The sequence below is a fragment of the Sinomicrobium pectinilyticum genome, assembly GCF_003725735.1.
Classification (GTDB): domain Bacteria; phylum Bacteroidota; class Bacteroidia; order Flavobacteriales; family Flavobacteriaceae; genus Sinomicrobium; species Sinomicrobium pectinilyticum.
In genome coordinates this window covers 23,822-37,139 of the sequence record NZ_RJTM01000072.1, presented here as the reverse complement: position 1 = coordinate 37,139, position 13,318 = coordinate 23,822, and the positions used below count along the sequence as shown (strand labels likewise).

Annotated in this window: 7 protein-coding genes; 3 read left to right on the top strand and 4 right to left on the bottom strand. The window is 37.9% G+C overall.

Annotated elements, in window-relative coordinates:
• Positions 1-87: 87 nt before the first annotated feature.
• Positions 88-4,242: a hybrid sensor histidine kinase/response regulator transcription factor gene (locus ED312_RS10330; RefSeq protein ID WP_123215934.1), complete on the bottom strand. Its 4,155-nt coding sequence runs from the start codon at positions 4,240-4,242 to the stop codon at positions 88-90.
• Positions 4,243-4,766: 524 nt separating this feature from the next.
• Between ED312_RS10330 and ED312_RS10325 the strand changes: the two genes are divergently transcribed.
• The 3 genes from ED312_RS10325 to ED312_RS10315 all read left to right on the top strand — a co-directional run bounded on the left by ED312_RS10325 (position 4,767) and on the right by ED312_RS10315 (position 8,074).
• On the top strand, positions 4,767-6,173 hold the full coding sequence (locus ED312_RS10325) for a carbohydrate-binding protein (RefSeq protein ID WP_123215933.1): 1,407 nt from the start codon (positions 4,767-4,769) through the stop codon (positions 6,171-6,173).
• A 699-nt stretch (positions 6,174-6,872) separates the two neighbouring features.
• Positions 6,873-7,340: a hypothetical protein gene (locus tag ED312_RS10320; protein ID WP_123215932.1), complete on the top strand. Its 468-nt coding sequence runs from the start codon at positions 6,873-6,875 to the stop codon at positions 7,338-7,340.
• Between the two features lie 2 nt (positions 7,341-7,342).
• Complete coding sequence (locus ED312_RS10315) at positions 7,343-8,074, top strand: hypothetical protein (RefSeq protein ID WP_148044272.1); 732 nt, start codon at positions 7,343-7,345, stop codon at positions 8,072-8,074.
• 421 nt (positions 8,075-8,495) lie between these two features.
• On the opposite strand, the gene ED312_RS10310 is transcribed toward ED312_RS10315, so the two are convergent.
• From ED312_RS10310 to ED312_RS10300, 3 genes are all read right to left on the bottom strand, one after another.
• Complete coding sequence (locus tag ED312_RS10310; protein WP_123215930.1) at positions 8,496-9,146, bottom strand: hypothetical protein; 651 nt, start codon at positions 9,144-9,146, stop codon at positions 8,496-8,498.
• 284 nt (positions 9,147-9,430) lie between these two features.
• A complete protein-coding gene (locus ED312_RS10305; RefSeq protein WP_123215929.1) occupies positions 9,431-11,173 on the bottom strand; it encodes a UvrD-helicase domain-containing protein in 1,743 nt (580 codons plus the stop codon).
• Positions 11,166-13,298, bottom strand: coding sequence for an AAA family ATPase (locus ED312_RS10300; protein WP_123215928.1), 2,133 nt, complete (start codon positions 13,296-13,298; stop codon positions 11,166-11,168). Before ED312_RS10300 ends, ED312_RS10305 begins: the two co-directional genes overlap by 8 nt.
• Positions 13,299-13,318: the final 20 nt, after the last annotated feature.

Sequence of the window (13,318 nt, the reverse complement as noted above, 5' to 3'; positions counted from 1 at the left end):
TTTCAATACATTAGTAAAAACAAAAAACATCCTTTTTAGCGATAAAGCCTTTCAAAGGATGTTTAAAACCGTATTGCCCGGTAACAGCTATTCTGTAGTGTATCCGGAATCTTTATAAGCAGTAGGAGAAACCTTATACACTTTTTTAAACTCCCGGCTAAAGTGCTTCCTGTCATTGAAGCCCACCATAAATGCCACTTCAGAAATGGGAAATGTTGTTTTTGAAATAATGTCCGCCGCCTTTTTCAAACGTGCCTGTTTGATTAAGCTGGCCACGGAATGATCGGTAAGGGTATTGACTTTTTTGTAAAGTACGGTCCTGCTCATCCCGATTTTGTCCACAAGCATACTTACATCAAAATCGGGATTCTCTATATTCTCCGCGATGATTTTCATGAGCTTTTTGAGAAATAACTCTTCGGGAGTCGTCAGTGTATCCAGATCTGAATCGAAAATAAAATTACCGCTGTACTTCTGGCGGAAAACCTCTTTGGACTTGAGCAGGTTCTGAACACTCAACATCAGGATCTTTGTGCTGAAAGGTTTTGAAATATAAGCATCCGCCCCGGTAGACAGTCCCTCAATCTTATTGTCCAGCGAGGCTTTGGCTGTCAACAATATTACGGGAATATGATTGGTACTCTCATTGGTCTTCACATGCTTACAAAACTGCAAACCATCCATTTCCGGCATCATGATGTCGCTAATAATCAGATCGGGAATTTCCTTCTCCATATATGAAATGGCATCTCCGGCATTTGAGAAATCCATTACATTATACTTTTCATATAAAATATTGGTTATAAATCTCCTTACCTGATCATTATCTTCTACCGCAAAAATTGTTTTTTTGCCGGGATCGAAATCGTTAAAAGTAAATTCCTCATCCACATCATCTTCAAACGATCCCGGTATTTTCGAAGGAATATTCTCTGCATCTATAACAGTGTGATATACATCGGTTTCACTTTCACTGACCTGGTCGGCATTCAGGTGGTCCTTGCCTAGCAGTAAAGCGATCTGAAAGACGGTATTGGCCCAGCTTTCTTTCTCTTCGGGCACGGTGATCTCGCCTTTATGAAGTTCCACTATGGTTTTGGAAAGTGCCAGGCCAACACCACTTCCCATATTGTGGATTCCCCTGTTATCTACCTGGAAAAAACGATTAAAAATAGTGTCTTTGCTATTCTCCGGGATTCCTATACCGTTATCTTTTATCTTAATGAGAACCTTTTTCCCGTCCTGCGCGGGTTGCTCCACAGCGAATACTATTTTTCCATTCTTCCCGGTAAATTTAAAAGCATTGGAAAGCAGGTTAAAAATAACCTTTTCCAGCTGGTCCCTGTCAAAATACACCTGTACGGAACTGGAATTCAACACAAATTTATATTCTATGTTCTTTTTGGCTGCCAGTTCTTTAAAAGATTCGTAAATCTCAAAACAAAAGGACACAATATCCTGTTTTCTGCAATGAATGCGCATGAGTCCTTTTTCGGATTTCCTGAAATCCAGCAGTTCATTGACAAGTTTCAATAGCCTGTCTGAATTCTGTTGAATTGTTTTTAACTTACTTTCTGTTTTAGGGTCCTTTCCGGAAACGGACAGCAGTTCTTCTATCGGGCCTTTGATAAGGGTTAGGGGAGTTCGTATCTCATGAGAAATATTCGTAAAGAAATTAAGCTGCATATTGAGCATTTCCTGCTTCCGCTCGCTTTCTACATGCTCCAGGAACAACTTTCTTTTTAGTTTTACCCTATTGCTCACAAACCTGAAGATAGTAAAACCGCAGGACAGCAGCAGCAAAAAATAAACAAGATAGGCCCACCAGGTTTTCCACCAGGGCGGTAGCACATGGATCTGCAATGTCTTTATCCTGGGGTTCCAATTGTTATCCTCATTAGTAGACTTTATGGATAGCAAATAATTGCCGGGATTCAAATTGGATAAATTGATCCTGTTCTGTGTTCCGGTATCGTGCCATTCGTCTTTTCGCAAATCATCGTCCAGTTTATAGGCATACCTGCTTTTTCCGGGATTAATAAAATTAAGGCTGCTGAATTCCAACCCCACATAGCCCTGGTCGTAATTGATCGTAATTTCCGAAGTTTCCGAAATTGTCTTTTTCAGTATGGCATTTCCGGGACCAGGCTCTATGGTCTCATTATTAATGATAAGCGTTGTAAATACTATTTCACTATCATTAGGAGTTTTGTACAGCTTATCGGGTTCAAAAACAGTCAGTCCCCGGGTGGAACCGAAAACCAGTTGCTTTTCATTGAGTGCGAGACCGGTATTATAGGAAAACTGCTTTACGGAAACCCCGTCCTTATCAGCATATTTGGCAATCTTAAAGTCAGTTTCTTTTAAGGCCGTAGATGAATCCTTTACGCTGATCTTAAACAGGAAATCTTCGGAACTGACCCAGATATTTCCCCCAGTGTCTTCGGTAATACTCTTAATGGCTGCATTGGTAAACCCTTTCTCTTTATTAAGCCTTGAAAATGTTTCCGAGGCACGGTCAAAACAGAAAAGTCCGTCATAATCCCCCCCTATCCATAGCCTTTCTTTCGAATCGGTGAATAAAACGGTTAAACTGTTATTGCCTATAGACAATGGTCCGCCTCCCGTTCTGTATATCCTGGTCACTTTTTTAAGGGACTTATCAAAATAGTTCAGACCGTTCTGGGTGGATATCCAGATTCCTTTCTTGCTGTTTTCCAGGTCCATGATAAAATTATCGGAAAGCGAATTCGGAGATCTTTCGTGAAGATAGTGCTCCACACCACCATCTTTCAATACCCGTTTCAGGCCATTCCCATCGGTACCCACCCAGATATCACCATTATCTGCCAGTAAGGACGTAATAGGACGTTCGTCTTCCACACCCCCATGCGCTGAAAGAGGAACCGGTGTAAATTGTTTGTTTCTCTTATCGAAAGTATATAAACCGTTAAAGGTACCACATACCAGCTGGTGCCTGTTCTTCTGCTCCAGGGCTGTGATTACATTTTTGTTTTTTTTATCAACCTTATCTTCAATCATATAGGAGACAGAACTGCGCCGGTTAAAATCGATATATGTCAATCCTCCGCCATAGGTCCCCACCCACAGTGCATGGTCATTTTCCCTGGCCAGGGCACGCACGATGGAGTTGTTCAAACCGAAACCCTGTCCAATGGTCTCACCAACATTGATGAAGTTCGAATTGGCTTTATTGTAGAAATTGATCCCGCCGGCCACGGTACCGGCCCAGATACAGCCGTGCCTGTCCTTCAGAAAACACCGGATATCATTATCAGTAAGGCTGGAATTGTTGAGCGGATGATGTTTATACTGTGTAAAAGCCGCTTTGGCCTGATCGTAAACACTAAGTCCGTCCTTTGTTGCAAACCATAAGATATTGTCATCAATCGCAATGATATCATTGATCCAGTTGGAAGAAATAGAAGTGCTGTCATCATATTGATGCATGAATTGAACGAGAGTCTTTTTCTCCGGAGAATATAAAAATGTCCCCATTGTTTCCGTCCCGAACCACAGATCGCCATCGGGTTCCTTTATGATCTTCCAAATCTTGGCTTTTAAAAACTTTTTGTTCTCACGTAAAATTTCCGGAAGCTCCCGTAGTTCTGAAGTTGCCGGATCAAAACATTGTAGCCCCTGTGCCGTACCTGCCAGGATTCCGTAATCTTTATCATAAAACAGGGAGAGTACCCTGCTTTTATTTAGTGTAAAATTAGAATCGCTGGTGATATTGTCAAGTAACTTGTTTTTTTTATTCAGTTTTTTTACACCGCCGAAAGTCCCCACCCATACGTTTTGATCGCCATCCTCGACAAAAGAACTGATATAGTTTCTGCCTCCTTTGGTCATAGAGACATCGACAGGGGAAAAATTATCCCGGTTTTTATTAAAGAGGTTAACTCCGTGATTAGTACCTACCCATAACAACCCTTCGCTGTCTTCGAAAATCACATTTACATGGTTGTTACTCAGGCTTCCCTGGCTCTTATCCCTCATATACCGGTAAAAGCGATATCCGTCATACCTGAATAATCCGTTTTCGGTCCCGATCCAGACAAATCCCCTATCGCTCTGAGCCAGACAGGAAATCATACTGGGTGAAAAATCTTCGTCGTAACTGATATGTTCAAAGTGTAAAGCGGGGTCCTGTGCCTGGAGGATACAGTTACCTCCGGCAAAAAACAACAGGTATATTATGTTTCTAATCAAACGAAGCATATTGTGCCCGAACTTGAGAACTATTAAATTATCATTGGCGCAGGTGAACTTTGATTCCAGACCAACCTGGCTAAAAATACGATTTTTTTAGTCTCTCCATATATTGATAGGGATAACAGAGAGAAGCTTTCCTTTCCTTTCCTTTCCTTTCCTTTCCTTCACTACATTTACACTACAGTACATCCTGTATTCCTGCAAAAGTAACACTCCTTGCAGTTGCCGCTTGTCTTATATATCTTTTTTTAGGGGTAAAAACGTACATGTTGTTTACAAATGCCGGATATGGTAATCACCTGAATGGCTGATGAACAATAGCGCCAAAACAAGATTTTTTATATTACACCTGTCTCTTGCCTATTTACAGCCCGGATACGGAAAAAAAATACATTTTTACCCCTAAAGAAAAACGATCAGGCTCCTTTTTGTTTTATAAAATCCCAATATTTGCCATCATCATAACTCCTTCGGGACTATCCATTCCGGGGACATTAACTATACAAAACTAACCATAGCTCATTGTAATTATGAAAAAGTACATACTTCTGAAAAACCGGTACCTGATCCTGGTCTGCCTTTTTCTGGCCTTTTCCTGTGAAGATGATATCCGGGAGGTTGCCCTGTTTGACAAAGGAGAAACCATTGCGGAAGCATCGGAATCCGATATAGAGTTTGGGGAGTCTGTCCGTTTTACGAGTACCTCCACCAAAGCCCTGACTACCAACTGGACTTTCCAGGGTGGTTCGCCCGCTACATCCATCAATCCGGAAGTCTCCGTAACCTATGCTACACCGGGAACATTTGAAGCTCAACTCATCGTAAAATACATCGATAATACTATCGATACCCGGACCTTTACCATTACGGTACGGGGTATTGCCCATCCCCTGCCTTTCGGAGGTACTCCTGTCGAAATAGAAGGGATCATCGAAGCAGAAAATTTCGATTTGGGGGGCCAGGGTGTAGGCTATCATGATACCGAGGAAGAAAATCTGGCAGTCATCAACGGCAGTTCTATATACCGGGATGATAAAGGAGTGGATGTCGAGGTCGGTGAAACAGTAACCAACATTGGCTATACCAATGAAGGAGAATGGGTAAACTATACCGTGAACGTATCAGAAACCGGAGATTATGACTTTGAATTTACGGTAGCGTCCGGCAGTGATACCGGAGGGCATTCCATTAAACTTCAGTTGGTGGACCGGAATACCGGTGCGGTTTCTGACCTTGGAGAAACAGGTGATTTCAGCAATACCGGGGGATGGTCTGCCTATACCGGAATTACTGTTCCCGAAGTCGGTCTGTCAGAAGGTTTGAATACCTTACGGGTATATTTTACCGGAGGGGGTACCAACCTGGATAAAATACATGCCACTCTTCGGGGTACTACACCGCCGATCGTGGGACTAGGCATCTACACCGAACGTGAGATCACGGAAACCAATCCGGCAGTTATACCACCGGTCAATAATGCTAATTTTATTGTCAGCGAGGTCGGAAATGCAGCTCATGGCAGTCATGCTTTATATTATCAATTTGATCCGGCAAATTCATCCAGTCCCCAAACATGGGGGGCCATGGCCACGTTATTTCCCAAAGAAAATGTAGATGCCTCTTCTTATTCCTATTATCATATCAGCCTGAAAACGACATCAACATCAAATATCAGGATCCGTATCAAAGCTAACGACACAAATTACTGGGTCACCCTCAACAGCGGTACCACCGATGAAACCTATGGCATGGCAAGGGATGGACAATGGCACGATGTAAAAATACCTTTAGCCGATTTCAATGCCCCCGATCTGTCATCGATATCCGAAATCCTGGTACTGCGGAGCGATGATGCAGATTTCGGCAATACATCACCGGAGGATACGGAAAGGGATTATGACTGGTATGCGGATGATATTTACCTGAGCGCAGAATAAAAAAATATCACCAGACTCCACTCCGCTCAGGACTCCAGAAAGACCGGAAACGGCGATGAACCCTTGTAAGATCACTGCTTATAAGGGTTCACAATTTCATTACCTTACATGGCTTAGTCATATCGCGGTAGGTTTTTCACCTGCAAAGGGATTGCCTTCCGATGCAGGTCCTGAGTCACCTTATCTCACAAGGTTATTGGACCGAAATTCATAATCACTTATTTTAGTATACTTTAACTGCGTCTTATTTTTCGGGTGCCGGACAAAAAACGGCTGGAGTGGGCTGCTTCCGGCAAACCGGCCATTCAGGTCATCTCTCCGGGTGTTTGTACAGGCACCATATTCCAACTGCCGTCTGCATGTGTACAAAAAATATCTGTCTCTTCAATTACACGCAGAAGTAGAATACGAAATTAGTATAGATTGCAGAAAAATCGATAAAAAATCATGTTTTTCAGTTGTGCAAAAAATCGTTATGTTTAAAAAACAAGTGAAATATGCAATTGGGCTTACGGATTCTTAAAAGTTTTTAACCTTTCAAAATAGAATTTTTATATTTTTATAGTTAATCAAACCCTTTATCTTTTGAAGAATCATAGAGATCACATATATCGGACCTTTTAAAAGCAGGAAATTAATGCCAAGGGAAGGAAAGCATCCGGAAGCCGGTCTCATACAAAATTTATATCACGATGTAAGATGAACAGTAAGATCTTTAAACCAATTTTAGTACTTGCATTTTCTATTCTGAGCACATCTGTGTTCGGACAAAAAAGCAGAAAAAATGACGAAGCATTGCGCTTTGCTATTGAAGAACGATATAAAAAAGACCAGGCTTATGCTCAAGCAAAGAGGGCAGCGTTTAACAGAAGTTCCTGGATTGGCTCAAAATTGTCGGAGCTAATCTCCAGTTGGGGGCCACCAACCCGGGTAGTTACCGATGGCGCAGACGGAAAAATAGCTGTTTATGAAAAAGCCTCCTATAATTCAGGAGGAACGTACACCCCGGGTTATGTGGTAACAAACGGATGGGGCCAGGTAGTGGCAGAAAAAAAATCAGAGGATACCCGGTGGTCCAGTTCCTATTCGGAAACAGTGGCAGTGTATGCGGACAAAGATAACATTATCCGCGAAGTGAAATTTGACAACACTTATAAACAAAACTGAGCATGATCAAATTAAGACTCTTCACGTTATTCTTTTTCTGTTTATCTATGGGTATCCTAGGTGCACAAGAAAAATACTTTGAATTGGTAGCTGAAAAAAGTACCAATTCCTTTAATGAAAAAGGATATACTTATTTTGGCCATATCAAACCCCTTAACAATCATCCATATGCCATATTACATTTTGAAGGGATAAGCAAAACAGAACTTCACAAGGGTATTATGGATTACCTGAAAGAGCGGCCGGGATTGGTCATCAAACCAAAGTACACCAATGAGCATCTTATCATATACCGGGATTTTGCAACTATCGGAAGTAAAGAACAATGTTTTGCCGACCTGGTAGGGTTGGTTTATGTATATGCCATACCTGAAGAGGATGGGACAATTAAGCTGGATATGAGTACGAGCGATCTGTTCGCCTCTGTAAACAATGCCGTGCTTAGAATCACACCGGATGATAATGTCGCTTCCGATGCTGATGTTCCGTTTAATGAATATAAGTATGTGCAACCTGCGGATCAAACGTATTTATCATCTGGTTCTACCGCATCCCGCATTCTATTGGGAAGCAGGACCAAACGCAAAAAACACTCCCTGAAGGAAGCTTATCCGGATAGTGTATTTGACCCGGAAGGAAACGTGGTAAATGCTACGAATAAAGTGCTTATAGAAACTTTTTTTAATAACTATGCCGAAGACCTGCACAATTACCTGAAAGCCCGTTTTAAATAGTGATCTAATACAACTAGAAGTCAAAATAAATTTGAAAATATAACAAAGGATAAAATATGCTTCTCTTCCCATCAATTTGTGGGATCGATCCGAACTATGCTCTCATATGGAAATAAAAAACCATAAAGATATATCTTTATGGTTTTCAATTATTTAATGGATCAAAATTAAAATTTTAATGTCCTGAAAAAGTCGGGGTGGCAGGATGACGCCACACCACTATATTGTATTGTATATCAGAAATTTACAGAACCCAAAATAGTCTGTTATCCGAATTGTTGACGGTAATGTAAATGAACTGTAAAGAAAGATGAAATCCTTCCGGTTTTGTAAAGATAACGGCTTTATTTTAACAGAACAATTTAATGGATACCAAATTTCATTAATTCCAATCAATCATATACTTAAACTTAAATTACTATTATAGATGACCCTCATAAAATGTCCAGTTTAATTTTGGATTTCCCCGTTTCTCAAAATCCTGTACTTTTTGGATTATTGGCCTTCTATGTGTTGCTCCACAGATGAACAATGCTTTATTGAATGGATTCTGTTTACTATACTCGTATATATTTCGTAACATTTCATTTTCCCGCTTTTCATGCAATCCAATTTCCGACTTAAATTCCCGGGACAATTTTTCGTTATTCAATTGTAATAAAACATTTTGTTCAATTGTTCGAATTTTATCAAACAGCTCTATGCATGTGTTGCTATTCAGGAAGTTAAAACCGTATTTTGCAACCAATAATACTTGCTCCCTCCATAGTTTGTTGTATTCCAAACTTGATTGTAATATTTTATCAGACCCACTGAAAAGTTCCGTTTCTTTTATGGGATAGGTATCCACTGGAAAATGCTTTATAGAATAATCCCTTAAATACTTTTTGATTGTTATTGCCTCAATGGTACTTGGAATATATCCATCTGAATACACATTGGAAAAAGTGCCTATGGAAAGTTCCTCAAAAATAATTTCTGGCCCAATCTTTTTAATGATTTTGAACAATTCATTAGGGTTACATTTTCCAAGATTCTTATGGAATGATGAAAGTAAAGTGATATTGTACATTAGTTTTCAATGGTAATACTTTATTGGTTTAAATAGCTTTTCTTGGATACATATATGCTTTAGAAAATAAGTTGATTAAGCACCTAAAAATCGGCACGAGAGTCTTTTATTATGATTAATAGCCTGATCTCCTTTTCTGTTATTCTTTGATGAGTGTATGGCTTACCTGCCTACAAGAAAGGTTATAACAAGTCTTCCAATTCCAGAAAGAACGAGCCGCGCGACCTAACAATACTTAATCTTGAAATACCCTTAATTTTATCTTTTTTCACCATTCCTTCGATTCAGTTATATTCATAAATTATAGAATTCAATTGCCTAGTAGGAAAATATGAATTGCCAGAATTTGTCGTCCTACCTGTTTCTGAAATTAAGTGTAATTCACGTTTTGCTCTGGAACAAATTACGTAGAGTAATTTTTCCGCTGCATTTTCAGTACTTTCATTCCAATTAGGTAGCTTCCCATGTAATAACCCAAAAGCAATTACTGTATCAAATTCTGCTCCTTTGATTCCATGACAAGTATTTACAACTACACCTTCCTCATGCTTAAACATTTTTTTGAAGCTCTCGATATCCTTTGCTAAATCAAAATCTGGGTTTTCAAGTCTCTTTTCTGCTCCTTTAAAAAAAAAGTCCCATTGCACTTGCAAATGCTCATTCAAAGAAAAATCGACTTCAATAATTACAAATAATTTTAAGAAGCATTCCTTTAAGTAATTCAATCCTTCAGTTTCTTTAGAACTTATTGAATTAATATTCTTTAAAAGTGTCTTTGATTTAAAATCGTCATTCTCAAATAATACAACACCATAATCCTTTAATTCATTGATAAGCTCAGTTGCCCATCTCTTTCTTGTAAGATAAGTATTAGGAGATGGAGGAACAAGAAATAATCTAGCAAATTTAAACCAAACGTTTTCTTTGTTTTTCAACAAAGGAGAAAGACCAACTGCATCAAACTTTACATCAGGCAATAAAGACTTTAATTTCCGCCCCATTGGAATTACCATATACCAAGTTGGTGCTAATACACATATTTCATGTTCAGGAATACCTGCCTCTAACTTGTCACTAATTATCTTTACAATATATTCAACCAATTCATCTTTATGTACTGTCTTATTATATGTTATAATCGCTGATTCATCAGCATTTGAGCCAAAGGCTTTAATCTCTATTGTTGATGTTTGAAAATTCCTATAATAGTCGATTATTTGTTGATTACTACGATAATTCCCTGACAATTCTTTATTTATAAAAGTTGTTTTAAATTCTTTTTCTATTTCAGCCAATGACTTTGCTACTCCACCCAAAGAACCATATATTGCTTGGTCTGAATCACCAACCATAAACATTTTACAACTTCCAGAAGCTCCTTTCATAATCTGTGAAAGTATGGCATATTGCAAAAGTTGGGTATCCTGATACTCATCAACACAAATGAGTTGAAACATATTCTTTAGCGTTTCCGAGATTTTGGGATATGTTGTAATCAGTTTATGTGAATAATGTAGAATCTGGTCAAAATCAACCAATTTTTCGTTTGATAGTATTTCATGATACTCATCAATCAATTCACGATTAATCGTTTCTTCCTTTTCTCCATTAGGTAAATACCTGGTTGAAACAGAATCAAAAAAAACTAGACCGTACTTCTCTTTTAATTCACTAATCAATCTCTCAGAATTAAATTCATCAGATATTGAAAAACCATTCTTAAGCTCATCTAAGTAACACATATATGGTCTCAAAATCCATTCTAAACAAAATGAATGAATTGTGCCTGCCCATAAATTTGTATCATCTGCATTTAGATTTCTGATTCTTTTTTTTATTTCATCGGCAGCTCTGTTTGTGAATGTTACAGCAATAATGATTTTTTTTGAGTTTGTTAGTCTTTCTAACTCGTATGCAATTTTATATGTTAGAGCACGAGTTTTGCCACTACCTGGACAAGCAGTTAAAAGAACATTCCCTTGTTCAACCACAGCCTCAATCTGTTGCTCATTAAGTCCCTTAAGCATATGCTAAATGGATTAGTTTGGTTAGAACATCTTCGGGTAATTGTTTCTTATAAAACTCTATTGCCTCAATTTGATTGTCAAATGAAATTAGCTCAGAAAGCAACTTTTTATAGTCAGTATCATCACCATCAAAATGTCTCGTCTCTAATTTTTTGAGTCTATATTTAGCAATAGAAAATAAAGTGTTAGTATTAAAAGAAGGACAAGCAAAAGATATTGCTTTTAGGATATATTTTGGGATAATGGTAATATTATCTATATTTTCCGAAACCATTATTGCAAACCATCCTTTTCCAAATTTTTCAGCCAAACGCAAGACTTCTTTACCTGAAATTGCAACGTCTTTATCTTCAATTAGTTTTTTAATTCGTTTTTTGTCAGCAACCTGCTTATAAGCCTTATTAACTGTAGCAATAATTTCAAATGAATTATTAGCTAATAAAAAATCAACTTCAAATGTATGTTTGGCATAAAATGGTCGTAAGTATTTGTTCCCTTTACAATAAGCGTCAAGTTTTTGTTTACGTGCTTTCCCAGAAATTTCAGATTGTCTGCATGATTTTTCATAATCTGAATCACCTATTAAAGAGTCTGGTAACTCAACTATTGAAAGGTCATTATCTGTCAAAATGCTACAATTACGTTGAACACGTTCTTCATGAAATAGCTGTGCAACATTTTCAAAACCCGTACTTCCAATATTGATTATAGAAATGCCAAGTTCATCCAAAGAAACACCCAATACTTTTTTTACTAATTCTGGAATCAAAATATGTTCAGCATCACCTTCAACCAGAATAACGCCTTTTGCAAATAGTAAATTAGTTCTATTTGTGTCCAAATATCTTTCCAATTTAACTATATCCCCTCCATCAAGATTTTTTGAGGGATTATAAATTTCTGCTTTTTGCTTCCCTCTACCCAAAATATTCATTGAACTAATTGCGCTAACAGAAGAAATATGAGTTGAGTGCGTAGATATAAAAACTTGTGTTTTTTGCTTGTCTAATTTTTGAAATAGGGTTTTCTGAATATGTGTATGTATGTGTGCTTCTGGCTCTTCAATTAGGATAAAGTTTGCTATCTTATTTTCTTTTTTTACTTTTTCAAACTCTAATAATTTAAGGGAAAGATATATAAGATTTGCACCACCTAAACTCAATTCCCACAATCGTCCTTCATGTCCTTCCTCGTCAGGGTCACCTACCCATAATTTTAAGGATTGCAGTAATTTTTCCATATCAGAAGGCAATTCTGATTTTATATTCACATTCGGAGCGTATGTTTCACCAACAGCTTCTTTAATTGTTTGGGTTATACCCGTTGACACACCTTTTACTTCATCAAGTCCTGAAATGTTGTTATTTAAAACCTCCACTTGTCCTTCAATTTCAGCCTTTTTAGCAACAGAGATATTTTTTTCATTGTCTCTCAAAAGATTAAGTAGTGGATTATCACGATACGAACGTAAATCAGATTCAACATCTCTAAGTGCTTTTGCAAATGTGCAAGCAAATTCATTGGGAATCGAAATGCCATACATTTTAACTCCATAAACATCAGTTTTTTCTTCGTCGGGGTCTGGAAATGTTATTGATTCAAAGTCACCAACATATTTTAAATAATTATCATCAATTGAAAAATCTATATTGCCACGTCCTGCAAAAACCGTTTCATAGTCGTTAAGAGATATGCCAGTCAGTATTTTTTCTAGTTCATCATCAGTTTTGTCTTCGTCTTCCGAAAGTTCAAACAGACTTCTTCTAAAGTCGATTCGTGGTCTAAAGTATAGAGAATAAGTTCCTTTTGTGCTATCAAAATCATCAGCAGCGCCAATTTTATGCATTGCAATAGACTGAGCCTCCTCACTTGAATCAAGTTCTTGGAATTCTAATTGAATTATTATCCAATGACCTTTCCATTCCCCAATAGAGCGATTAAAATCAGTTTCAAATAACTTTGTAATTCTTGGCATACTTTCATCAATCATTATTCGAATTGCATGAAAGAGATTTGTTTTACCTGAACCATTCTCTCCAATTATTGTATTTACTCCTTTATTAAAGTCTAAAGATGCATTACTAAAGTTTCTGAAATTCCTTATGGATAGTTTGGATATATACATTTCAAATCAGTTAATTATTT